We start from the raw sequence: 22824 nt of genomic DNA on the forward strand, positions 1-22824 counted from the left end.
GCTGGTCGAAAGGCCTGTGCGCCTTATGCAAAGATGAGGGCTGGATGCGGGATCCGAAGTTCGCCGAACATCTGGCGGTGTTTGTGGAGGTGGTGCGGCTGGGCAGTTTTTCCGCCGCCGCCCGGCGCCGCTCCGTCACCCCATCCTCCGTCGTGCGGCAGGTGGACGGGCTGGAGGACGACCTGGGCGTCCGCCTGCTGGTCCGCTCCACCCGCGCCCTGTCGCTGACCGACGCGGGGCAACGGCTGTTCGAACGGGCGCAACGCCTGCTGGATGATCTGGCCGACACCCATGCCGAGGTCTCGGCCATGGATGGCGCCGTGGCGGGCCTGCTGCGCATCGCCTGCTTTCCCACCTTCGGCAAGCGGTACGTCATCCCCGTCCTGGAAGGGCTGATGGCGGCGCATCCGCGCCTGACGGTGGAACTGGACCTGACCGAACGGCTGGCCGACCCGGTGCTGGACCGGCTGGACGCCGTCATCCGCATCGGCGACCTGGCCGACAGCACGCTGATCGCCACCCGTCTGGCGGACCAGCGGCGCTTGCTGGTGGCCAGCCCCGGCTATCTCGACCGCCATGGCGTGCCGGAGAGTGTCGAGGACCTGCACGACCATCGCCTGCTGGACAAGCTGCACGGCGCCGACCTGCTGGGCTGGGCCGATGTGCTGGGCCACCCACCGGCCATCGGGGCCGATGTCTTCAAGTGCGATGATTTCGAGGCCCTGCGTCTGGCGGCCCTGGCCGGGCTGGGCATCGCCCTGTTGCCCAGCTGGGTGGCGGGGCCGGATGTACGGGTGGGACAATTGACCCGCTTGCTCCCCATGGGCGAACTCTGGAACACACGGGTCGCCGGCATCCATCTGCTGCGCGCCCTGCCGCAGCCGTCGGCCAAGCTGAAGGCCTTCATCGACGCGTTGAAGGCCCATATCGGCCACCCGCCCCGCTGGGAACCCTGAAGGATCGACCGATGCCCTATCTCGCCCTGGTCTCCCTGCACGCCGCCGCCGCGACGGTCTTCGTCATCGGCCTGCTGGCGGCGGGCATCATGCTGGCCCATGCCGGGCCGGACACGGCCGGCCCCAAGCTGTGGCGGGCCGTGCGCGGCTGGCACCGCTGGGTCACCGGCCCGGCCCTGATCCTGGTGTGGGGCCTGGGGCTGACGCTGGCCATCACGGCCGGCTGGTTCGCCGCCGGCTGGCTGCACGCCAAGCTGGTGCTGGTGCTGATCCTGTCGGGCATCCACGGCATGCAATCGGCCAACCTGCGCCGCCTGGCGGCCGGCACGCAGGACGTGGCCAAGGCCCGCGCCCGGGCCCGCATCCTGCTGCCGTTGATCGTGCTGATCGCCGTGGGCATCGTGGCGCTGGTGATCACCAAGCCGTTCTGATCGGTGCGCCTTCAATGGCGCCCGAACCTACAGCACCATGCCGCCCGACGCCTCGATGCGCTGGCCGGTGACCCAGCGGTTGGCGCCGCTCAGCAGGGTGGCGACCATGGGGCCGATGTCGTCGGGCTCGCCCACGCGGCCCAACGCCGTGAAGCTGGCGACCACCTGGCGCAGGTTCTCATTGTTGCGCAGGTGGGCGCCGTTGAAGTCGGTCACCACGGCCCCCGGGGCCACGGTGTTGGCGGTGATGCCGCGGCCGGCGAATTCCCGCGCCATATAGCGGGTCATCACCTCCACCGCCCCCTTCATGGCGGCATAGGCCGACGATCCGGGGAAACTGACGCGGGTCAGGCCGCTGGAGATGTTGACGATGCGCCCGCCGTCGCGGATCAGCGGCAACAGGGCCTGGGTCAGGAAATAGACGCCCTTGAAGTGCACGTCGCACAGCTGGTCGAACAGCGCCTCCGTCATCTCCGCGATCGGCTTGACCAGCCCGGTGCCGGCGTTGTTGACCAAGGCGTCGATGTGGCCGTCGCCCCAGGTCTGGGCCAGCGTTTCGCGCGCCGCCTGGACGAAGGCGGGGAAGGTGGCGATGGCGCCGCAGTCCAGGGGCAGGGCCACGGCCTTGCGGCCCATCTCGCCGATGGCCGCGACCACCGCATCCGCCTCTGCCTTATTCGTGTGGTAGGTCAGGATGACATCGCCGCCGCGCCGGGCCACGTTCAGGGCGGTGTTGCGGCCCAGGCCCCGGCTGCCGCCGGTGATCAGGGTGATCTTGGGCATTGAAAAGTCTGTGATCTCTTGGCTCATGGCCGGGCCCTCCAGGCATTGGTAACGGGCCGGACTCTACGGCCGGGCCGCGGGGGCTTGAATGCCGGAAGCCTCGAATTATCTGCCTGATCCTCCAAACGCCGCGCTTTCGGGGCGGCCCGGCCACGGTTATGGGCTTATGGTTGGCGCCTGATTTCCAAAAGCTGGGGCCGATCCCATGTCATCGGAACTGAAGGGCGTGCTGCGCCGGTACATGGACGCCCAGCGTCCGGGTGACGGCATCTTCGGCACCCCCATCGACGGTCTGGGCCTGCTGCGCAGCAGCACCCAGTCGCTGCCCCATTCCCGCATCTTCCGCGCTTCCCTGTGCCTGTCGGTGCAGGGCGCCAAGCAGGCCATGCTGGGCGACCAGATATTCGAGTACGGCGAGATGCAGGCCCTGGTGGTCAGCCTGGAACTGCCCATGAGCGGGCGTGTGTCGCGCGCCAGTGCCGAGATCCCCTATATGGGCATGGTGCTGGAACTGGACGTCGCCACCCTGCGCGCGGTGATGGGGCAGTTGGACCGGCCGCCCGCCGCCCCGCCCACCGCCGCCGGTCCCCCCAGCCTGTTCGTCCAATCCTGCGACGGCGCGCTGGCCGACTGCATGCTGCGCCTGATGCGCCTGTTGGACACGCCGGCCGCCATCCCCGTGCTGTACCCGGCCCTGACGCGGGAGATTTGCTATTGGCTGCTGACCGGCCCCAACGGCGGCGCCATGGCGGCCCTGGCCCTGCCCACCGGGGCGGCCCAGCGCATCGCCCAGGCCATCCGCCTATTACGGGATGATCTGGCGCGCCCGGTCCGTGTCGGCGACCTGGCGCAGGCCGCGCATATGAGCGCGTCGTCTTTCCACCAGCATTTCAAGACCCTGACGGCCATGACGCCGCTTCAGTTCCAGAAGCAGCTGCGCCTGCTGGAGGCGCGGCGCCTGATGGTGGCGGAAGCCGCGACCGTGGCCGGGGCGGCCTATCAGGTGGGCTACGAAAGCCCGTCGCAGTTCAGCCGCGAATATGCCCGCCTGTTCGGCGCCCCGCCCAAGCGCGACGCCGTTCAGTTGAAGGCCGACCCCATGATCGTTGCTGCGCAACTGTCTTAATACGTGCGGCATTTGATCGTGACCGCTCAACTGCCGCCCCTCAGTCGCCGGGCGCCGACATCCGTCGGCTTGGGCTTCCTCACTTTCCAGTCCGCTACGCTCCCCAGAAAGCTCCGGCGGCTGCGGTCGCAGCCTACAGCACCTGTCATAAAGCCGTAATATATCAAGGCATTGACGCGCGTTGCCCTGACGCCGCATCTCAATCCCTGGGGCGGCGGGTCGCCCCCATGGGTTGGCGGGGGACGACATGCGCACGGCGGCGGACATCAGTGAGGAACACGGCCTGATCTGCGGCTTCCTGATCCGGGGCGGGGCGGTGATGCCCGTGTCCTGGCCCGGGATCAATGACGCGCTGGCCGAACCGGACGGCCTGGTCTGGCTGCACTTCAATCTGGTGGACGTGCGGGCGCGGCAGTGGATAGAGGCCATGCCCAGCCTGCCGCGCGGCGCCCGCCAGGCCTTGCTGGGCCAGGATAGCCATTTCCGCCTGGAACCGGCGGGTGAAGGGCTGACCGGCGTGCTGGCCGATTTGCATCACCGCTTCGACGACCCGGCCGGTGGGCTGGGCCAATTGCGGCTGTACATGGATGCCCGCCTGGTCGTCACCGCGCGGCGCCAGCCGCTGATGGCGGTGGACCAGTTGCGCCGCGCGGTGTCCCAGGGATTGGCGCCGTCCGGCGCCATCGACCTGGTGGCCCACCTGCTGTTCCACCTGACCGACACGGTGGCGGCGGAGGTCAGCGAACTGGCCGATGCCGTGGACGATGTGGAGGACGCGCTGCTGGCCGACCGGCTGGAGGATGAGGGCGGCACCCTGGGCCGCATCCGTCGCACGTCGGCCCGCCTGCGCCGTCACCTGGGGCCGCAGCGCACCGCCCTGAACGTGGCGCTGGGCCGCCTGCCCGGCTGGTGCGGGGGTGAGGAAAGGGCGCGCCTGCGCCAGGGCATCGACCGGCTGGACGGCGTCGGCCAGGATCTGGACCTGGTGCAGGAACGCGCCCGCCTGCTGCAGGACGAACTGTCCAACCGCTTCAGCGAGGCGACGAACCGCAACCTTTATGTCCTGTCCATCGTCACCACCATCCTGCTGCCGGTGAACCTGATCACCGGCATCTTCGGCATGAACGTGGGCGGCCTGCCGTGGAGCGGCCATGACGCCGGTTTCATGTGGGTCTGCGGCGTCATGGTCTTCACCATCCTGGTGTCGCTGGTGGTGCTGCACTGGCGCCGCTTGTTCTGAACGCCCCCGTCGTCCTGATCGCCAGGTCGGCGGGGCCGAAGGAGGCGGCGGTGACCATCATGACGATGGCGGCGGCGAACGCCGTGGCCAGCAGGATGTCGACCAGGGACACCGTCGCCATCGCCGCATCGCACTGGGGGCAGCGGTGCCGGTGGGCCGCCTTCCGGCGCCATGCCGCCTCCGGTGGGGACAACCGCACGCCGCAGCATTCGCAAACGTCCGGCCGGGTTTCTTTCGCTGGAAGCATGCCTTCGCCCTCGGTGCCTGGAATTGGGGCCACGGGCATCAGTCGATGGCGTCGGCGGCGGCATCCAGCGGCTTGGCCGCGACGTCGGCCGGCCAGCGGCACCGCCTTGACCACGGCGCTGGCGGTCCGCGCCGGCAGGGCCACCAGGCCGCAGCCTGACAAGCCGGCCGCCAGTGCCAGCAGCGCCGCCGCGCCCAAAGGGCGGATGAGGGGACGGATGAATTGGGGGGACATGGGGCCTGCTCCTTGCGCTGGGGTGTCTTGCCGCCGGCACTGTAGCAGGCCTCCATCATAAAACAAACCATCTAGTCGGTTTGTTTTATATGCATTCCGGGCAGGTGTAAGGCCGGGCGCCCGGCCTTACCGCAGGGTCACTATTTTAAGGCGGACGTCGGAGTTGGCGCTGACAACGACAGTTGGTGCCGGACGCTGGGGCGTTCCCGCACGCGGGCATGCCAGGCCAGCAGGGCCTCGCACTCTGCCGGCACCGGCAGGTTCACCAGGCCAGCGAAGATCAGGCCGCCGATGACGGTGATGTCGGCCATGGAGAAGGTGTCGCCGGCGACGAAGGGCCGGGTCTTCAGGATGCCGTCGAAATAACGCATGCCGCGCAGGGCCTTATCACGCTGGCGCAGGCCCCATTCGGCGTTCTGATAGACCTCCACATCCGGCCCCAGGCCCGGCGTGGCGTGGTGGAAATAGACGCTGAGGGCGTCCAGCAGTTCCAGTTCCGCGCGCTTGTTCATCATGTGGATCATGCCCTGCGCGCGTGGGGTCGTACCGGTCAGGGTCGGCGCGCCGTCCAGCGTGTCCAGGTACTGGGTGATGGCCGTGCACTCGGCGATGAGCGTCCCGTCGTCCAGTTCCAGCACCGGCAGCGTGCCGGCGTAATTCTTGGCCAGGAAATCCGGCTTTTTGTGTTCCCCCTTCCAGAGGTCGACCGTCACGAACCGGATGCGGGATTGCAGGTCCTTTTCGGCCAGGGCGATGCGCACGCGGGCCGGGTACGGGCCGGTGGGCCAGTCGTAAATCTTCATCATCGCTTCCTTTGGAGAATCCGTTTCCCATTCGGCGGGGCACGTTGCCTACCTGCCAAATGGTAGACAATCAGATAAAGCTTCAATTTCCGGCCGTCAAGGCTTATCTACCAATTGGCAGGTTGGTGACGGTGAGGAGGAAGCGTGATGACGGTCAATGCCAAGGAAGCCATCCTGGCGGCGGCGCGACGGACGGCGCAGGCCCGTGGCTATGGCGGCCTGAATTTCCGCGACCTGGCGGAGGAGGTGGGCATCAAGGCCGCCAGCATCTATTACCACTTCCCCGGCAAGGCCGACCTGGGGGCCGCCGTCGCCAAGCGTTACTGGGAGGATGCGGCCGCTGCCCTTGACGCCATGCTGGCGGAAACGGGCGATGCCCTGGCCTGCCTGCGCCAATACCCGGATATATTCCGCAGGTCGCTGGCCAACGGAAACCGGCTGTGCCTGTGCAGTTTCATGTCGGCGGAATATGACGACCTGCCGCCGGCAGTGCAGAAAGAGGTGCAGGCCTTCGCCGACGTCAATGTGGCCTGGCTGGCCCGGGTGCTGACGGCGGCGGACATTGTTGCCGCAGGGGAAAGCCAGGCGCGGGCCCGGGCCATCTTCGCCGCCGTCGCCGGCGCGCAACTGCTGGCCCGAAGCCGGGCGGATATCGCGGTTTTCGACGCGCTGGTCGACGGCTATCGCGCGGCCGGGCTGTTGCCGGCCTGAGCTGCGCTCATGGCGAAAGCGGCCCGATGGGGCCGTTTTTCGTGCTCAACTTTTTAAGAGGATCCGTTTCCTTGAGAGACTGGAGCGGGCGAAGGGATTCGAACCCTCGACCCCAACCTTGGCAAGGTTGTGCTCTACCCCTGAGCTACGCCCGCGTACCAAACTCTCAAACCTTGCCCGAAGGAAGGCTTCACCTAAAAGCGAAAGGCCGAACCTGGCGGCCCGGCCTTTTCATCGCTTGTCCCCCGGCCTTCCGGCTGGGAGACTGGAGCGGGCGAAGGGATTCGAACCCTCGACCCCAACCTTGGCAAGGTTGTGCTCTACCCCTGAGCTACGCCCGCGCTCCGTCCCGTCGTTCGGCGTGATCGTTTGTGGCGATCAGTGCCCCCCGGCGGTGAGCGCGGATAATATGCAGGCGTCGATCGAATGCAAGTGCTTTTTTCCGATAAAAATCGGGCGGCTTTTTTCCCCGCGCGGGGACGGCTATAAGGGACCGGTCATTCGCCGGTTCCGGTTCAGGGCCACCCCTTGCGGCCGGGTGCCCGCGCGATCATGTCAGTGTCCTATGCCGGGGCCCCGCATTGCCCCCGATATCCAGCCAGCCGACGTCCAGCCAGTCGATGTCCAGAAGGAAAGAAATCCCATGCAGTTCCCGACCAGTGCCCCCGCCGGCGGCAACACCCCCGTGGACAAGGCCAGCCTGATCAAGGAAGGCAGCGACCGGACCTTCATGGCCGACGTCGTCGAGGCCTCACGCGAGGTGCCGGTGCTGGTGGACTTCTGGGCGCCGTGGTGCGGCCCCTGCAAGACGCTGGGCCCCATCATCGAAAAGGCCGTGCTGGCCGCCAAGGGGGCGGTGAAGCTGGTCAAGATCGACACCGACCAGAACCCGGCCATCGCCGGCCAGCTGCGCATCCAGTCCATCCCGGCCGTCTACGCCTTCTTCCAGGGCCGGCCGGTGGACGGCTTCACCGGCGCCCTGCCGGAAAGCCAGGTGAAGCAGTTCATCGAGCGCCTGGTGCAGATGGCCGGTGGCGTTCCCGGTGGCGCCGATATCGCCGCCGTGCTGGAAGAGGCGGCCCAGCTGCTGGACGCCGGCGACGCCCAGACGGCCGCCGCCCTCTATAACGAGGTGCTGGGCGAGGATCCGGAGAACGCCCAGGCCTATGCCGGCCTGATCCGCTGCCTGCTGTCGGCGGGCCAGCAGGACACGGCGGAGGAGATGCTGGCCCAGGCGCCGCCGGCCCTGGCCAAGGCGCCGGAACTGGTGGCCCTGCGCACCCAGATCGATCTCGCCAAGCAGGCGGCCGAGATGGGCCCTCTGGGCGATCTGGAGCGGGCCGTCGCCGCCAATCCCGAGGATCACCAGGCGCGCTATGACCTGGCGCTGGCGCTCTATGCCGGCGGCCAGCAGGAAAAGGCGGTGGACCATCTGTTGGACATCGTGAAGCGGGATCGTGAGTGGAACGAGCAGGCGGCGCGCAAGCAGCTGGTGAAGTTCTTCGAGGCCCTGGGCTTCAAGGACCCGCTGGCGGTGGCCGGTCGCCGCAAGCTTTCCTCCATCCTGTTCTCGTGATCGGCGACCGGCCTTGAACCCCTTCGCCCCCACCTTCGAAAAACTGCCGACCAGCATCCCCGTCTTCCCCCTGACGGGGGCCTTGCTGCTGCCCCGCGCCCGCCTGCCGCTCAACATCTTTGAGCCGCGCTACCTGGCCATGGTGCAGGACAGCCTGGGCGGCGACCGGCTGATCGGCATGATCCAGCCGGTTGAACCGGGGGCGGAGGGCGGCGGAACGGGCACGGCCGCGGCGGAACCGCCACTGGCCGGGGTCGGCTGCTGTGGCCGCCTGACCGCCTTCGCCGAGACCGACGACGGCCGCTACCTGATCACGCTGACCGGTCTCTGCCGCTTCCGCGTCCGGGAAGAGGTTTCGACCATGCGCGGCTATCGCCGCGTCGTGGCCGATTGGTCGCCCTTCGCCGACGACTACACGGCACCGGCGGAAGGTGGTTTCGACCGCACCGGCCTGTTCGACCGGCTGAAGCCCTATTTCGCCCGCCGCGACCTGCAGGTGAACTGGCAGGCGCTGGAGGGCGCGCCGGACGAACAGCTGGTCTCCACCCTGGCCATGCTGTGCCCCTTCACGCCCGCCGAGAAGCAAGGCCTGCTGGAGGCTGAGGATTTCACCGCCCGCGCGTCGATGCTGCTGGCGCTGATCCGCATGGCGGTGCATGAATCGGCGGCGGGCGGCCCCTTGCGTCACTAAGGGCGCGCCCCTGAGTTTCCTGTTTTCGAAGGTCCCGAACATGTCCGATACCGCCAAGGTCGATCCCAAGCTGCTGGAGATCCTGGTCTGCCCGCTGACCAAGGGGCCGCTCAGCTATGACGCCGCCCGCCAGGAACTGGTCAGCCCGCAGGCCCGCCTGGCCTATCCCATCCGCGACGGCATCCCCATCATGCTGGTGGACGAGGCCCGGCCGCTCGATGATTGACGATTGAGGTTCAGGCCATGACCCAGGAAAACTTCGCCACCGACGCCTTCGGCACCCGGCACTGGCCCACGGAAATCCGCTACAGGCGGGCGGAGCGTGATCTTGTCATCACCTTCGATGACGGTGCCCGCGCCACCCTGCCGGCGGAATATTTGCGGGTGGAAAGCCCGTCCGCCGAGGTCCAGGGCCACAGTCCCGACCAGAAGCAGACCGTGCCCGGCAAGCGCACCATCGCCATCGCGGAGCTGGAGCCCATCGGCAATTACGCCGTGCGCCTGATCTTCGACGACGGCCACGACACCGGCATCTTCTCCTGGAAGTACCTGTACGAGCTGGGCCTGGAATATGACGAGCGCTGGGCCGGCTACCTGGCGGCGCTGGAGGCCCAGGGCCTCAACCGCGACCAGGCCGCCCACCGCCATGGCCCCAGCTGCGGGTCGGGTGGCGGGGGCTGCGGCTGAACGCGTTCAAGGGTTTCCCTTTGCCCAGGGATTTATCACTGCCACGCCGCTTGCTTCGTAAGGGCGGGTATCGCGTGAGGCCACGATGAAGCCGCGGGAATCCGCGATGGCGGCGATATAGCTGTCCGGCATCGGGAAACCGAGGCCGCGCTGTTTGGCCACGACGGCCAATGTCGCATAGTGGTGCGCTGCCTGCGCATCGAAGGGTAAAACCCTGCCGTCGAACAGGGGCAGCAGGCGGTCGGCGGCGTGAGCCAGCGCGTCCTTCCGGCGCCCCTCTGGTAGATTCTTGATGCCGAACGATAGCTCGGCCAATGTCACGGTGCTCAGGTAGAGCGTCTCCGCTGCCTGGTTGTTCAACCAAGTGAGCACAGCTGGATCAGGGGCCGGCTTCATCGCCTCCGAAACGACGTTTGTGTCCAAGACGATCATTCGAACGTTATCGGCTCAGCCGGTGTCTTTTCCCTTATGTCATCGAAGACGGCCAGGTCTTCGTTGGTCAGGCCGGCATCCCGCCCCAGCGCTGACAGGGCGTCCCCCAACCGAAGGCGCTGCTCCGGCTTCACGGCCCGTTCCAGAATGTCGCGAATTTCCGCCTCGGCGCTACGCCCATGTTGAGCCGCGCGCACACGCAGCGCGCGATGGACCTCATCCGGCACGTTTCTGACGGTGATGGAAGGCATGGTGGTAAATCTCCCGCCTTGCTGGGAATGCATGCATTCTGACAAAACGCATGCAGCGGGGCAACCGTGATCAATTCCCGTGGAATATTCCGCTGGCCAATAGCCCATCGATCACGAACTGGCAGGCCAGGGCCGACAGCAAAATGCCCAGCACACGGTTCAGCACCGTGATGCCGGTGACGCCCAGGACCCGGCTGACCTGGCCGGCGAACAGCAGCACGGCCAGGGTCAGGGCCAGGATGCCGGCCAGCACGCCCAGCACGATGGCCTGTTGGGCGGGGTCGCCGTGGGCGCGGCCCATGAACAGCACGATGGTGGTCATGGTGCCGGGGCCGCTAATCAGCGGGATGGCCAGCGGAAAGACGGAGATGTCGGCACGGTGGCGCGCCTCCTCCCGCTCATCCGCCGTGGCGGTGCGCACGCCGCTCTCGCGGGCGAACACCATATCGATGGCCACCAGCATCAGCAGCACGCCGCCGGCGATGCGGAAGGCGGCGAAACCGATGCCCAGCGCCCGCAACAGCAGGTCGCCGGCAAACGCGAAGAAGAACAGGATCAACGCCGCGATGGCGACACCCTTGATGGCCATGCGGCGGCGGAAACGCTGGTCCATGCCGGCCGTCAGGCCCACGAACATGGGGCCCAGCCCCACCGGATCGATGGTGACGAATAGGGCGACGGCGGTGGTGAGGATAAGGTCCAGCACGGGGATCGGGCGCCCATTTGACGGAAAACCGGGCGTACCGGCAGACCATCCAGCATCTAGCGCGTCGGGGCGAATGCTGCAAGCCTGCACCCGGCAGGGATCAGGCCTGCCGGCATAGGCGGGGAGGCCGCGTTGACTCGTCACCCAAGCCGCCGTAAGCAAGTCTACAGGTGCGTCGGTCAGGCAGTGCCGGCGGGTACCTGAATCCAAAACATCTAGGGGGCCGTCCGGAAACACGATGAGCAAGAAGGTCTACCCCGACGCGGTAACCGCCCTGGCCGGGCTGTTGCGCAACGACATCACCGTCATGGCCGGCGGCTTCGGCCTGTGCGGCATCCCGGAAAACCTGATCGAAGCGATCCGCCTCTCAGGCGTGACCGGGCTGACGGTCGTTTCCAACAACGCGGGCGTGGACGGCTTCGGCCTGGGCCTGCTGCTGGAAACCAAGCAGATCAAGAAGATGGTCAGCAGCTACGTGGGTGAGAACAAGCTGTTCGCCCAGCAGTACCTGTCGGGCGAGCTTGAGCTGGAATTCAACCCCCAGGGCACGCTGGCGGAACGCATCCGCGCCGGTGGTGCGGGCATCCCCGCCTTCTTCACCAAGACGGGCGTGGGCACGCTGGTGGCCGAGGGCAAGGAACTGCGCGAGTTCGATGGCGAGACCTACGTCATGGAACGCGGCATCGTCGCCGACCTGTCCATCGTCAAGGCGTGGAAGGGCGACACCGCCGGCAACCTCGTCTATCGCAAGACGGCGCGGAACTTCAATCCGATGATGGCCACCGCCGGCAAGGTGACGGTGGCGGAGGTCGAGGATCTGGTGGAACCGGGCAGTTTCGACCCCGATCACATCCACACCCCCGGCATCTTCGTCCAGCGCATCGTCAAGGGCGCCAAGTTCGAAAAGCGCATCGAACAGCGCACCACCCGGCCGCGCGCGTAAGGGAGAACACCACGATGGCTTGGACCCGTGAGGACATCGCCGCCCGCGCCGCCAAGGAGCTGCGCGACGGTTTCTACGTCAATTTGGGCATCGGCATCCCGACCCTGGTGGCCAACTACATCCCCGACGGCGTGCACGTGACGCTGCAGAGCGAGAACGGCATGCTGGGCATGGGCCCCTTCCCCTACGAGGGGGAAGAGGATCCGGACCTGATCAACGCCGGCAAGCAGACCATCACCGAACTGCCGGACAGCAGCTTCTTCAGCTCCGCCGACAGCTTCGGCATGATCCGCGGCGGCCATATCGACCTGTCCGTGCTGGGCGCCATGCAGGTGGCGGCCAACGGCGATCTCGCCAACTGGATGATCCCGGGCAAGATGGTCAAGGGCATGGGCGGCGCCATGGACCTGGTGGCCGGTGTGAAGAAGGTGGTGGTGGTGATGGAACACTGCGCCGTCGACAAGAAGACCGGCGCCCTGGAACCGAAGATCCTGAAGGCCTGCACCCTGCCGCTGACCGGCACCAAGGTGGTGGACATGATCGTCACCGACCTGGGCGTCTTCGCGGTCGACAAGGAAGGCGGTTCCGGCCTGACCCTGGTCGAGGTGGCGCCGGGCGTTACCGTGGACGAGATCAAGCAGAAGACCGAAGCCGAGTTCAAGGTCGGCCCCGGGCTCTGATCCGGACGCAGCACTGAAAAGAATGGGCCACCCCTCGCAAGATGGGCGGCCCGTTTTATTTGAAGTGCCAATTTCCTAGGTCCCGACCGGGGCCGCCGCAGATTTCCGGGGAACGAAGTGGACTGGAAATCGAGGAAGCCCAGCCGGCGGATGCCGGCGCCCGGCGATTGAGGGCGCGTAAAACTAAGCCCTAGCCCGCCAGCCGGGGGATTCCGCGTCCAGCAGGCGTTCCAGCTGCTGCACCCGCTGTTCCAGGCGGTCGGCGCGGTGCAGCAGGTCGCCGGCGGCACTGCCGTTCAGGTTCATGGACTGTGCCTGCATCTCCCGCCATTTGGTGAGGTTGCGCATCACGATGGCGATGATGGGGATGGAGAAGACCATGATGGGCAGGATGATTTCTTGCATGGTTCGGTTCCCGGTCATTCCCCGGCCAATTGGCGGAGCTTGCGGTTAAGGTCGAATTCGGGGCTGGTCACGTGCCGCTCCATCCGGGCGACGCGATCCTCCAGCTGGTCGAAGGCGCCGAAACGGCGGGAGAATTCCGCCTGCTGGCGCAGGATCTCCTGGTCCAGAACCCGCCACCTGGTCAGGTTCCGCATCACGATCAAGACTATCGGGATGGAGAAGACCAGGATGGGCAAAATAACTTCCTGCATGCACGCCCCCGTTGTCAGGGCCGCGTGATCGATACGGGAACGCGGCCCGCAAGCTTAAGTTATTTTTCCAGATCCTTGAACTGCCGCCGCAGGTCGAATTCACGCGACGCGACGGCGGTCTCCATGCTGCCGATCTCGCGATCCAGGTCACGGAACTTGGCGCGTAGGCCGGCCAGGGTCTGATCCGGCCGGGTGGTGACGGAGCGCCAGAACACCTCTTCCTCGCGGCTGGTGTACAGGCCGTTGGGTTGCGGTTTCAGCACGAACGCCAGGACGATGTAGGCGATCACCGTGGCCGGGAAGAAGAACACCAGGCCCAGGATGACGCCCAGGCGCACCAGCCAGGCATCGACGCTGAAGTAATCCGCGACACCGGCGCAGACGCCGGCCAGCTTGCCCGCCTGCGGGTTGCGGAACAGTCGGTGGGGGTTGGGGCTGCCGAACGGGCTGCCGCCATCGCCGGGGCCGCCGGCGGTGGGATTGGTCCAGCGGTCGCCGCCGGACCAGTCCCGCTTGCCGGAACCCGTTTCCCCCGGCCGCCGCCCCGGGAAGGGCGGCGGGTTGGGACGTCTACCAGTCATTGCCGTGCCCTCCAGCCAGGGGCCTCCGCATCCAGGATCTTCTCAAGCTGCTGGATGCGGCTGTCCATTTCGGTGGCGCTGTGCCACAGGTCCGACAGCATGCGCTCGTCATCCACGGACAGGGTCTTGGCCACACGCCATTTGGTCACATAGTGGGCGATGATCCAAACAGGCGCCACAATGACCATGAAGATGATTGGGACTGCGACGAGACCATCCAAATCCATGGACTGATTACCCCTGGTTCTTGGTCGCCAGCTTGGCCTTCAGGGCCTGCAGCTCGGATTCGACCTTGTCGTTGCTCTCCAGCTCGGCGATTTCATCCGCCAGGCTGCGCTTGCGGCCCAAATCCAGGACCTCGGACTTGCCCTCGAGGACATCCAGGTTACGCTCGATCTGCTCGAAACGCGAAAACGCGTCGGTGATGCGGCCGTCGTGCAACTGGGTCTTCACCTTCAGACGCGCCGTGGCGGTCTTCTGGCGGGCGATGATGGTGCGCTCGCGGGTCTTGGCGTCCTGCAGCTTGGCCTGCAGCTGGCCGACGTCGTCGTTGGTCTTGGCCAGCACCTCGTCCAGGCGGGCGAGGTCGGTGGTCAGGCTGTCGGCGGACTCGGTGATCTTGGCGCGGGCCATCAGGGCGCCCTTGGCCAGGTCCTCACGGTCCTTGGACAGGGCCAGCTCGGCCTTGCGCTGCCATTCCTCCGCCTCACGGCGAAGCTCGACCAGGCGGCGTTCGATCTCTTTCTTCTCCGCCACGGTCTTCACCGCGGCGGAACGGACCTCGACCAGCGTGTCTTCCATCTCCTGGATGACAAGGCGGATGATCTTCTCCGGCTCCTCGGCGCGATCCAGGATGGCGTTCAGGTTGGAATTGATGATGTCGCTGAGGCGCGAAAAGATGCCCATGAGTCAGGTCTCCTTCAGGCGAGGGCGATGAAAAGGTTGCTCAACACGGTGGCGACCGCAAGGATGATCCAAGCTTCCACCGGCACGGCGCGGAAATCCGCCGCCAACATGGCCAGATGGCTCTGGGCCCGGCTGGCGAAAAAACCGGCGTCGCCGGACTGGTCATGGATCGTGTGGTCGGTCATCGCTGCATTCCCCTTCGATGAAGCCCTTGCATTCGATCGTGTGTCCCTACATCAGCAAGGGGCGTGCCAGTTTGGGAAAACAATATAAGGTATTGATATATAACGAAACATGAGTTGTGCCGCCACTAGGCGATGGTGGTTGAGTTATCCGTTTCGACGATTATGTGGCGAATTTCGCCAATCGATGCGATCATCCGCCAGACAGTCCCCCTTTCTTCCATGAAGCGAATCACCGATGGCGTCTTCCGCTACCCCGCCGTCCCTGGTCGGCCAGGCTGCGTCCTTCCTGCATCTGATGGAACACGTGTCGCGGGCGGCCCCGTTGAACCGCCCCACGCTGGTCATCGGCGAACGCGGCACCGGCAAGGAACTGGTGGCGGCCCGCCTGCATTACCTGTCGGCCCGCTGGGACAAGCCCTTCATCAAGCTGAACTGCGCGGCCCTGTCCGAAACCCTGCTGGAGACGGAGCTGTTCGGGCATGAGCAGGGCGCCTTCACCGGGGCGGCCAAACGCCATGTCGGCCGGTTCGAACTGGCCGACGGCGGCACCCTGTTCCTGGATGAGATCGCCACCAGTTCTCCCGCCGTGCAGGAGAAGATCCTGCGCGTCATCGAGTATGGGGAGTTCGAACGCGTGGGCGGCACCCAGACGGTGGCGGTGGATGTGCGCGTGGTGGGCGCCACCAACGCCGACCTGCCGCGGATGGCCGCTGCCGGAAGGTTCCGCGCCGACCTGCTGGACCGCCTGTCCTTCGACGTGGTGACCATCCCGCCCCTGCGGGCGCGCACCGATGACATCCCCATGCTGGTGGACCATTTCGGCATCGCCATGGCGCGCGAACTGGGCCGGCCCTTCTTTCCGGGATTCGCGCCCAGGGCGATGGCGGAGATGCTGGCCTATGCCTGGCCCGGCAACATCCGTGAACTGAAGAACGTGGTGGAGCGCGCGGTCTATCGGGCCCAGGGGGCGGAGCGCGCCATTGACGAGGTGGTGTTCGACCCCTTCGAGTCGCCCTTCCGGCCCACGGCCATGCCGGGGGATCGCCGGGCCGGGCCCGCCGGCGGGGATGACGGGCGGGAGGAGGCAGTCGCCGCCCCATCGCCGGCCCCGGCACCCGCCGCGGGCCCGGCGCTGCCCAGCGGTCCCTGCAACTTCCTGGAACATGTGGCGGATTTCGAGAAGGCGCTGTTGCGCGCGGCGCTGGAACGCAACCAGTTCCACCAGAAACGCGCCGCCGCCGATCTGGGCCTGAACTACCACCAGTTCCGGGGATATCTTCGCAAGTACGACCTGCTGGACCGCCGGGCCGCGGCGGAGTGAGATGGCCCGGCTGGGACGGGCCGGGTGGGACGCGGACGTGAGAAAATCGGCGCGACGAAACGCCGCCCTGAAAACGCCCATTTTGCCTTCTAACGCTGACGTTAAGAATGGACGGGGACTTCGACTCACCGGTGAAGGTCATAGGCCCTTGGGGGGCAGGATTGACCAGCCGGCGCTTCAGGTGTCGTTCCCCGTCGCCTAGACAGGCCCTGTTTTTCGCTTTCCTTGGTCTTACGGCGCCCTTGACGCGCCTTACTTCGAGCCGCCGCCGTTGAGCCACGACGATAACGACACCTCGCTGCGTGCCTTCCGCCCCGTGGGCAGCCAGCCGGCGCCCAAGCGCAAGCCCGTTTCGGTCAAGGCGCCGCCCAAGGTCGCGGCCCGGCCCCGCGTGCGGGAAGAGGATGACGACATGGATGGCGGCGATGCCGGCGGCCAGCCGCCGCGCCGTCGTCCGCCGCCGCCCAAGCGGCGTTCGCCCAAGGGCCGCCCGGCCGCCCGGCGGCGCCTGCCGTGGTGGGCGCGGGCGCTGATCGTCCTGTCCATCTGGGGGCTGATCTTCCTGGCGGCTTTCGTCGCCTACTTCGCCTACGACCTGCCGGAAATCAGCCAGGTGGCGCAGTTCCAGCGCCGCCCCGCCGTCACCGTGCTGGCTGATGACGGCAGCAAGCTGGCGCGCTTCGGCGACATGCGCGGCGAAACGCTGGAGGTGTCTGAGGTTTCGCCCGACCTGGTCCACGCCGTCCTGGCGGTGGAGGATCGGCGCTTCTACGGCCATTTCGGTATCGATCCGATCGGTATCGCGCGGGCGGCCTGGACCGATTACCGCACCGGCCACATGCGCCAGGGCGCCTCCACCATCACCCAGCAGCTGGCCCGTAACCTGTTCCTGTCGCCGGCCAAGAACATGCGCCGCAAGGTGCAGGAGGCCATGCTGGCCCTGATGCTGGAGCATCGCTACAGCAAGGACCAGATCCTGGGCGCCTACCTGAACCGGGTGTACCTGGGCTCCGGCACCTACGGCGTGGACGCGGCGGCGCGGACATATTTCAACAAGTCGGCGGCGGACGTGAACTTGCGGGAGGCGGCGATCATCGCCGGCCTGCTGAAGGCGCCGTCGAAATACTCGCCCAGCGCCAACAACGAACGCACCGAACAGCGCATGGCCGTGGTCCTGGCCACCATGGTGGACGCCGGCTACATCACGGTGGAACAGGCCAAGGCGGTAGTGAATCAGCCGGCGCAGCCGCGCGGCAACCCGGCCGTGGAGGGCGACAGTCGTTACTTCGCCGCCTGGGTGGCCGACCAGGTCAACGCCTTCATCGGGCCCAACCACGGCGACCTGGTGGTCCACACCACCTATGATGCCAAGATGCAGCGGGCCGCCACCAGCCACGTGGCGGAGATCCTGAACGGTCCTGGTGCCGCCGCCAACGTGCATCAGGCCGCCGTCGTCATCATGGCGCCGGATGGTGCCGTGAAGGCCATGGTGGGCGGCCGCGACTACGACGAAAGCCAGTTCAATCGCGCCACCCAGGCCATGCGGCAGCCGGGATCGTCGTTCAAGCCTTTCGTCTACCTGGCGGCGCTGGAGGCGGGCCGCATGCCCGACGACACCATCCTGGACGCCCCCTACAAGCGCGGGAAGTGGGAACCGAAGAACTTCGAGCCCGGCTACATGGGCGAAATCCCGTTGCGCACGGCGTTGGCCCATTCCGTCAACACCGCCACCATCCGCTTGCTGGAAAGTGTCGGCATCGACCATGCCATCGCCGTGGCCCGCCGCCTGGGCATCACCGCCCCCCTGCGCCGCGACCTGTCGCTGGCGCTGGGCACCAGCGAGGTGACGCCCTTGGAACTGACGGGTGCCTACACCGCCATCGCCAACGGCGGCCGCGCCGTCTTCCCCTATGGCATCACCGAAATCCGCGACGCGGACGAGAACCTGCTGTACCAGCGCAAGGGCACGGGGGCCGGCTACGCCATCGCCGCCGGCGACGACGCCAACCTGGTGCGGATGATGATGGGCGTGGTGCAGATCGGCACCGGGCGTTCGGCCCAGTTGCCCGACCGGCCCATCGCCGGCAAGACCGGCACGACCCAGGACTATCGCGACGCCTGGTTCATGGGTTTCACCGCCGACTACGTCACCGGCGTCTGGCTGGGCAATGACGATGGCGATGAGATGAAGCGCATCACCGGCGGCACCCTGCCGGCGAAGCTGTGGAAGGCCATCATGACCGACCTGGAACAGGGCCTCCCGTCGCGCGACCTCATCCCCCTGCAGCCGGCCGTCCAGCAGAACCAGGCGCCCGACGGCCCGGCCGTGCCGCCCATGGCCACGGTGGAAACCGTGCCCCTGGACGGTGCGCCCTCGCTCCCGTCCGCTGGCGTACCCGCTGTCGACACCACCGGCCAGGTCAAGCCCGAGGCGGTGCAGAAGGAAGACGACGATGACGACAACACCGACACCAGCGGCAAGTCTGACGCCATCGGCGACCTGCTGAAGAAGCTGAAGTCGCAGGAGTAGGAAGAGGAGGCTCTCGTTCAGTCGATGGGCTGATACAGGATCACATCCTCGAACGCCGCCAGCGCCGGCTCCATCTCCGTGGCGATGGGGTTGTGGTGGGCCAGCACGCGGTGGGTGAAGCGGTTGGCGACCAGCAGCTTGCGGGCGTCGCCCAGCTTCAGGTCGGCCACCGCCTCCTCACACAGCAACGCCGCCGCCAGGGTGTCGGACAGCAGGTCCAGCAGGCGGCGGCCGTGGCGCGGCGCCTGTTCCGGATTGCGGCGCAAATGGGAAAGGGCGGCCCGGCATTCCTCCAGGGCGCCTTCCAGGATGGCGGCGGTGTCGCCCGCGCGGGGCGGCAGGTCGGACAGGGCAGCCCCCACGCGGGCCAGGAAGATCTGGTCGCCCGGCCGCTTGCCCGCCACCAGGCGCAGCAGTTCCAGCGCCTGGATGTTGGCCGGCCCTTCCCACACCGCGGTCACCAGGCAATCGCGGTACAGCCGCGCGGTGGGGAATTCCTCGGTATAGCCGTTGCCGCCCACCATCTCGACGGCGGTGCGGCAGGCGCGCACGGCCTGGTCGGCGGTGCGGTACTTGGCGAGCGCCGTGACCAGGCGCAACCAGTCGCCGCCCTGCTCGCCCTCGCTTTCCCCGGTGGCCAGGGCATCGAAGGCGAACACCGATTCGAAGGACAGGGCCACCGCCGCCTCCACCTCCATCTGCATGTCCAGCAACTGGTCCTGCACCATGGGGTAGTTGACCACCGGCTGGCCGAAGGCGGGGCGGTGGGCCGACCAGCCCAGCGATTCCACGAAGGCGCGGCGCAGCAGGCCGGCCGACGCCACGGCGTTGTGGATGCGGCTGTATTCCAGCGCCGCCATCATCACCTTCAGCCCGTCGCCCGGCCCCGCCACCTCGAACGCCAGGGCACCATTCAAGTCCAGTTCCGCCGTGGCCAGGCCGCGGGTACCTACCTTTTCCTTCAGGCGGCGGATGGCGTAGGCGTTGGCCTGGCCATCGTCCAGGTGGCTGGGCACCAGATAGCACCCAAGGCCCTTGCTTCCCTCCGCAGCACCGTCCGGGCGGGCGGTGGCCAGCGCCAGGCCGGATCCGGCGTTGCTGGTGAACCATTTCAGGCCGTGCAGGGCCCAGGCCGCGTCGGTCTTGACGGCACGGGTGGTGGTGGCGCCCACGTCCGACCCGCCGTGCAGTTCGGTGGCCCAGGTGCCGCCGGACAGGGCCTTGCCGTCCATGCGGGTGAGGTTGGGCAGGAAGCGGTCGCGCAACGCCGTCGGCGCGATGGTGTCCAGCACGTGCGCCACGGCGCCGGTCATGGTCACCGGGCAATGGATGGACACGTCCGCCTGGCTCAGCAGGTAGCCCATGGTGAAACAGGCCAGGTGCCGACCGGAGGACCCCTTCTGATAGGGCAGGCCCACCGCACCCCGGCGATAGGCCTCCGCATGGCAATCCAGGTAACGGGGGTTGAAGACGATGCGGCCCGGTTCCGGCCCGTTGGGACCGTAGGGCTGGGGCAGGAAGTGCGGGTTGGCGTGGCGGTCGGTGTATTCCGCTTGTTCGTCCAGCGGCCCGCCGGCCCAGGCGCCGAAATCGGCCAGCCGGTCTTCCTGTCGCCCCAACTCATCCGGTGCGCGGCGTTCCAGCAGGCGCTGCAGATTGATGTCGTCGATGTACAGGTTGGTGCCCCGGGCGGTGCGGGGAACCTCATCAGGCTCGATCATGGCGCGTTCTCTCCCTCCTGGCCGCGAGTGTGCGCCATTCGATCCGCCCCGGGGAAGTCTCATACCAGCGGCATGAGACTTCTGCTCATGCCGCTGTAGGCTGCGACCGCAGCCGCCGGAGTTTGCGGGGAACGAAGTGGACTGCAAAACGAGGAAGCCCCAAGCCGGCGGATGCTGGCGCCCGGCGCCTGAGGGACATTTGAACGCTCACATACCCCCGGCCAAACCCGGAAACAGGGCGCGCAGGCCGGTGGTGATGGTTTCCACCGCCACGGCGGCCAGCAGCAGGCCGAACAGACGGCTCATGATGTTCAGGCCGATCTGGCCCAGGCGGTTGCCGATGGGAACGGCCAGGTGCAGGGCGCCCCATAGCAGCAGGCAGACGAAGACGATACAGGCGATGATCAGGCCGCCATGGACGGCGCCATGGCCCTTCTGCATCTGGATGATGACGGCGGAGATGGCGCCCGGGCCGGCCAGCAGGGGCAGGCCCAGGGGCACCACGCCGATGGCGCTGCGCTGCTCGGCCTCGCTGGCCTCACCCTCCGTCTGTTTCATGGCCGACACGTTGGCGTTCAGCATGGAGAGGGAGATCAGCAGCAGCACCAGGCCGCCGCCGACGCGGAAGCTGTCCAGGCTGGTGCCCAGCAGGCGCAGCACCAGGTCGCCCACCAAGGCGGAGACGATCAGGACGGTGGCCACCGTCATCACCGCCTGGCGCGCGATGGCGTTGCGCTCGCGCTGGCTGCGGCCCTCGGTCAGCCCCAGGAAGATGGGAATGGCGGCGAAGGGCGTCAGGATGGCGAACAGCGCGATGACGAACTTGCTGTATTCCTGCCACGACGCCACGAACGACGGTAAGTCCAACGCCAGCCCCCGCTTCTTAATGCACCTCAAGGTCCCGCGCCCATCGCGGGTCCGGCGGGCAGAGTAGCGTTGGCCGCCGCCGCGCTTCAACCGTTCAACGGATAAGGGGACTTAGCGGAAGAAGGTGCCCACAATGGCCAAGGCCTGCTCCACCGCCGCGGCGTCCACGTCCAGGTGGGTGACCCAGCGCTGCATACCATAGGTGCTGGTGACGGCGACGCCATTGTCCTTCAGGTGGGCGTTGAAGGCCTCGGCCACATCCGCCGTCACGGCGACGAACAGGATGTTGGTGTCGGGCGGCGTGACGGTCAGGGCGGGGAAGGCAGACAGCCCCTCGGCCAGGCGGCGCGCGTTGGCATGGTCGTCGGCCAGGCGGGCCACGTTATGCTCCAGCGCGTACAGGCCGGCGGCCGCCAGGATGCCCACCTGGCGCAGGCCGCCGCCCAGCATCTTGCGGATGCGGCGGGCCCGCTGGATCAGGTCGGCCGGCCCCACCAGCACGCTGCCGATGGGGGCGCCCAGGCCCTTGGATAGGCAGACGGACACGCTGTCGAAGCCGGTCGCGACCTCCGCCGCCGGCACGCCCAGCGCGGTGGCGGCGTTGAACACACGGGCACCGTCCAGATGGGTGGCCAGGCCGCGGCGGCGGGCCAGGTCGGTGGCGTCGCGCATGTAGGACAGGGGCAGGGCCCGGCCGCCCAGCGTGTTCTCCAGTGCCAGCAGGCGGGTGCGGGCGAAGTGCGGATCGTCCGGCTTGATGGCCGCATCGATGTCGGCCAGCGCCAGGGTGCCGTCGGCCTGGTGGGCGATGGGCTGCGGCTGGATGCTGCCCAGCACGGCGGCCCCGCCCGCCTCCCAGCGATAGCAATGGGCCATCTGGCCCACGATGTATTCATCGCCCCGGCCGCAATGCGCCATCAGGGCCGCCAGGTTGGATTGCGTGCCCGACGGCAGGAAAAGCCCTGCTTCCTTGCCCAGCAGGTCCGCCGTCCGTGCTTCCAGCCTCTTCACCGTCGGATCGTCGCCGAACACGTCGTCGCCCACCTCGGCATTCGCCATGGCCTGGCGCATGGCGGGAGAGGGCCGGGTGACGGTGTCGCTGCGGAAGTCGAAACGGATCATGGGGATTGGTGTTCCCTTATGGTGAAGGCGATCGGTCAGTTCCGCCCACGGCGGGCGGGAAACGATCCTTACCATAAACGGGCGGGTTGCTGGACGCGACGGACCGCGCGTCAAAAGAGCCGGCGCGAAGATATCCCGAACGATCAGCCGTGTTGCCGCTGTTTGGCCAGTGCGATGCCGTTTGCCACAATCTCTTCCACAGTCCTGGTGGAGAAAAGGCCCGCGTCCGCCTCGTCCGCGCCGAGTTTGACGGCGGCGCGGAACGCCTCCATCTCCAACTGTTCCAGCCGGGCTGCCAAGGCCGCGTCCAGGACCGTATCGATGTCCTGACCGGTCAGCGTCTGCAACTGGGCCAGGCGTTCGGCGGTGCTGTCCTGGATGTCGATGCGTTGGGTCATGGCGAAAATATGCGGGCGGGAACGGCGTTTGTCCATTCCC

General features: G+C 67.3%; 29 protein-coding genes and 2 tRNA genes. 13 read left to right on the forward strand and 18 right to left on the reverse strand.

Going from position 1 to position 22824, the window contains the following annotated elements; genetic code table 11:
• Positions 1 to 44: 44 nt before the first annotated feature.
• Together PW843_21495 and PW843_21500 are read left to right on the forward strand one after the other, a co-directional pair.
• A complete protein-coding gene (locus PW843_21495) occupies positions 45 to 956 on the forward strand; it encodes a LysR family transcriptional regulator (GenBank protein MDE1149148.1) in 912 nt (303 codons plus the stop codon).
• An 11-nt stretch (positions 957 to 967) separates the two neighbouring features.
• Positions 968 to 1387, forward strand: coding sequence for a CopD family protein (locus tag PW843_21500; GenBank protein MDE1149149.1), 420 nt, complete (start codon positions 968 to 970; stop codon positions 1385 to 1387).
• A gap of 27 nt (positions 1388 to 1414) precedes the next feature.
• Here PW843_21500 and PW843_21505 read toward each other — a convergent pair whose 3' ends face one another.
• The gene (locus tag PW843_21505; protein ID MDE1149150.1) at positions 1415 to 2170 is read right to left on the reverse strand and encodes an SDR family oxidoreductase; all 756 of its coding nucleotides are present in this window, start codon (positions 2168 to 2170) and stop codon (positions 1415 to 1417) included.
• Between the two features lie 205 nt (positions 2171 to 2375).
• On the opposite strand from PW843_21505, the gene PW843_21510 reads away from it, so the two are divergent.
• Complete coding sequence (locus tag PW843_21510; protein MDE1149151.1) at positions 2376 to 3296, forward strand: AraC family transcriptional regulator; 921 nt, start codon at positions 2376 to 2378, stop codon at positions 3294 to 3296.
• 247 nt (positions 3297 to 3543) lie between these two features.
• Positions 3544 to 4536 (forward strand): transporter, encoded by a 993-nt coding sequence (locus tag PW843_21515; protein MDE1149152.1) that lies wholly within the window; start codon positions 3544 to 3546, stop codon positions 4534 to 4536.
• Here the strand turns inward: PW843_21515 and PW843_21520 are convergent.
• Positions 4487 to 5017, reverse strand: a complete 531-nt coding sequence (locus tag PW843_21520; GenBank protein ID MDE1149153.1) for a hypothetical protein — start codon at positions 5015 to 5017, stop codon at positions 4487 to 4489. The two genes, PW843_21515 and PW843_21520, sit on opposite strands and share 50 nt — an antisense overlap.
• Before the next feature lie 140 nt (positions 5018 to 5157).
• The gene (locus tag PW843_21525; protein ID MDE1149154.1) at positions 5158 to 5823 is read right to left on the reverse strand and encodes a glutathione S-transferase; all 666 of its coding nucleotides are present in this window, start codon (positions 5821 to 5823) and stop codon (positions 5158 to 5160) included.
• A gap of 144 nt (positions 5824 to 5967) precedes the next feature.
• On the opposite strand from PW843_21525, the gene PW843_21530 reads away from it, so the two are divergent.
• On the forward strand, positions 5968 to 6531 hold the full coding sequence (locus PW843_21530) for a TetR/AcrR family transcriptional regulator (protein ID MDE1149155.1): 564 nt from the start codon (positions 5968 to 5970) through the stop codon (positions 6529 to 6531).
• Positions 6532 to 6611: 80 nt separating this feature from the next.
• Here PW843_21530 and PW843_21535 read toward each other — a convergent pair.
• Positions 6612 to 6686: transfer RNA gene (locus PW843_21535), tRNA-Gly, on the reverse strand.
• Positions 6687 to 6797: 111 nt separating this feature from the next.
• Positions 6798 to 6872 (reverse strand) — tRNA-Gly (locus PW843_21540).
• Between the two features lie 302 nt (positions 6873 to 7174).
• Between PW843_21540 and PW843_21545 the strand changes: the two genes are divergently transcribed.
• The 4 genes from PW843_21545 to PW843_21560 are packed head-to-tail and all read left to right on the forward strand — an operon-like array spanning position 7175 to position 9485.
• On the forward strand, positions 7175 to 8107 hold the full coding sequence (locus PW843_21545) for a co-chaperone YbbN (protein MDE1149156.1): 933 nt from the start codon (positions 7175 to 7177) through the stop codon (positions 8105 to 8107).
• Between the two features lie 13 nt (positions 8108 to 8120).
• Positions 8121 to 8798, forward strand: coding sequence for an LON peptidase substrate-binding domain-containing protein (locus tag PW843_21550; GenBank protein MDE1149157.1), 678 nt, complete (start codon positions 8121 to 8123; stop codon positions 8796 to 8798).
• Between the two features lie 40 nt (positions 8799 to 8838).
• Complete coding sequence (locus PW843_21555) at positions 8839 to 9024, forward strand: Trm112 family protein (protein ID MDE1149158.1); 186 nt, start codon at positions 8839 to 8841, stop codon at positions 9022 to 9024.
• 17 nt (positions 9025 to 9041) lie between these two features.
• Positions 9042 to 9485, forward strand: coding sequence for a DUF971 domain-containing protein (locus PW843_21560; GenBank protein MDE1149159.1), 444 nt, complete (start codon positions 9042 to 9044; stop codon positions 9483 to 9485).
• A 6-nt stretch (positions 9486 to 9491) separates the two neighbouring features.
• On the opposite strand, the gene PW843_21565 is transcribed toward PW843_21560, so the two are convergent.
• The 3 genes from PW843_21565 to PW843_21575 form a co-directional block, all read right to left on the reverse strand.
• The gene (locus PW843_21565) at positions 9492 to 9917 is read right to left on the reverse strand and encodes a type II toxin-antitoxin system VapC family toxin (protein ID MDE1149160.1); all 426 of its coding nucleotides are present in this window, start codon (positions 9915 to 9917) and stop codon (positions 9492 to 9494) included.
• Positions 9914 to 10168: an Arc family DNA-binding protein gene (locus PW843_21570; protein ID MDE1149161.1), complete on the reverse strand. Its 255-nt coding sequence runs from the start codon at positions 10166 to 10168 to the stop codon at positions 9914 to 9916. The genes PW843_21565 and PW843_21570 overlap by 4 nt, the downstream gene beginning before the upstream one ends.
• 70 nt (positions 10169 to 10238) lie before the next feature.
• The gene (locus PW843_21575) at positions 10239 to 10874 is read right to left on the reverse strand and encodes a MarC family protein (protein MDE1149162.1); all 636 of its coding nucleotides are present in this window, start codon (positions 10872 to 10874) and stop codon (positions 10239 to 10241) included.
• Positions 10875 to 11112: 238 nt separating this feature from the next.
• Between PW843_21575 and PW843_21580 the strand changes: the two genes are divergently transcribed.
• Positions 11113 to 11817 carry a CoA transferase subunit A gene (locus PW843_21580; protein ID MDE1149163.1) on the forward strand — a complete coding sequence of 235 codons (705 nt, stop codon included), beginning with the start codon at positions 11113 to 11115 and terminating at the stop codon, positions 11815 to 11817.
• Between the two features lie 14 nt (positions 11818 to 11831).
• Positions 11832 to 12497: a 3-oxoacid CoA-transferase subunit B gene (locus PW843_21585; protein ID MDE1149164.1), complete on the forward strand. Its 666-nt coding sequence runs from the start codon at positions 11832 to 11834 to the stop codon at positions 12495 to 12497.
• Between the two features lie 183 nt (positions 12498 to 12680).
• On the opposite strand, the gene PW843_21590 is transcribed toward PW843_21585, so the two are convergent.
• Genes PW843_21590 through PW843_21615 form a run of 6 tightly spaced genes read right to left on the reverse strand, consistent with a single transcriptional unit; the run spans position 12681 to position 14825 of the window.
• Positions 12681 to 12902 (reverse strand): envelope stress response membrane protein PspB, encoded by a 222-nt coding sequence (locus PW843_21590; GenBank protein MDE1149165.1) that lies wholly within the window; start codon positions 12900 to 12902, stop codon positions 12681 to 12683.
• A 14-nt stretch (positions 12903 to 12916) separates the two neighbouring features.
• On the reverse strand, positions 12917 to 13153 hold the full coding sequence (locus PW843_21595) for a hypothetical protein (protein MDE1149166.1): 237 nt from the start codon (positions 13151 to 13153) through the stop codon (positions 12917 to 12919).
• Positions 13154 to 13212: 59 nt separating this feature from the next.
• On the reverse strand, positions 13213 to 13734 hold the full coding sequence (pspC, locus tag PW843_21600; GenBank protein ID MDE1149167.1) for an envelope stress response membrane protein PspC: 522 nt from the start codon (positions 13732 to 13734) through the stop codon (positions 13213 to 13215).
• Positions 13731 to 13961, reverse strand: a complete 231-nt coding sequence (gene pspB, locus PW843_21605; GenBank protein MDE1149168.1) for an envelope stress response membrane protein PspB — start codon at positions 13959 to 13961, stop codon at positions 13731 to 13733. Before pspB ends, pspC begins: the two co-directional genes overlap by 4 nt.
• A 7-nt stretch (positions 13962 to 13968) precedes the next feature.
• Entirely contained in the window at positions 13969 to 14640 is a 672-nt protein-coding gene (gene pspA, locus PW843_21610) for a phage shock protein PspA (GenBank protein ID MDE1149169.1), read from the reverse strand.
• A 14-nt stretch (positions 14641 to 14654) separates the two neighbouring features.
• The gene (locus PW843_21615) at positions 14655 to 14825 is read right to left on the reverse strand and encodes a hypothetical protein (GenBank protein MDE1149170.1); all 171 of its coding nucleotides are present in this window, start codon (positions 14823 to 14825) and stop codon (positions 14655 to 14657) included.
• Between the two features lie 235 nt (positions 14826 to 15060).
• On the opposite strand from PW843_21615, the gene pspF reads away from it, so the two are divergent.
• On the forward strand, positions 15061 to 16146 hold the full coding sequence (pspF, locus tag PW843_21620) for a phage shock protein operon transcriptional activator (GenBank protein MDE1149171.1): 1086 nt from the start codon (positions 15061 to 15063) through the stop codon (positions 16144 to 16146).
• A gap of 271 nt (positions 16147 to 16417) precedes the next feature.
• Positions 16418 to 18676 carry a PBP1A family penicillin-binding protein gene (locus PW843_21625; protein ID MDE1149172.1) on the forward strand — a complete coding sequence of 753 codons (2259 nt, stop codon included), beginning with the start codon at positions 16418 to 16420 and terminating at the stop codon, positions 18674 to 18676.
• A gap of 17 nt (positions 18677 to 18693) precedes the next feature.
• On the opposite strand, the gene PW843_21630 is transcribed toward PW843_21625, so the two are convergent.
• From PW843_21630 to PW843_21645, 4 genes are all read right to left on the reverse strand, one after another.
• Positions 18694 to 20397: an acyl-CoA dehydrogenase family protein gene (locus PW843_21630; protein ID MDE1149173.1), complete on the reverse strand. Its 1704-nt coding sequence runs from the start codon at positions 20395 to 20397 to the stop codon at positions 18694 to 18696.
• Positions 20398 to 20604: 207 nt separating this feature from the next.
• Positions 20605 to 21264 carry an NAAT family transporter gene (locus tag PW843_21635; GenBank protein ID MDE1149174.1) on the reverse strand — a complete coding sequence of 220 codons (660 nt, stop codon included), beginning with the start codon at positions 21262 to 21264 and terminating at the stop codon, positions 20605 to 20607.
• Between the two features lie 111 nt (positions 21265 to 21375).
• A complete protein-coding gene (ltaE, locus tag PW843_21640) occupies positions 21376 to 22386 on the reverse strand; it encodes a low-specificity L-threonine aldolase (GenBank protein MDE1149175.1) in 1011 nt (336 codons plus the stop codon).
• Positions 22387 to 22529: 143 nt separating this feature from the next.
• Positions 22530 to 22820, reverse strand: a complete 291-nt coding sequence (locus PW843_21645) for a hypothetical protein (protein MDE1149176.1) — start codon at positions 22818 to 22820, stop codon at positions 22530 to 22532.
• Positions 22821 to 22824 lie beyond the last annotated feature (4 nt).

Source organism: Azospirillaceae bacterium (assembly GCA_028283825.1).
Lineage (GTDB): Bacteria > Pseudomonadota > Alphaproteobacteria > Azospirillales > Azospirillaceae > Nitrospirillum.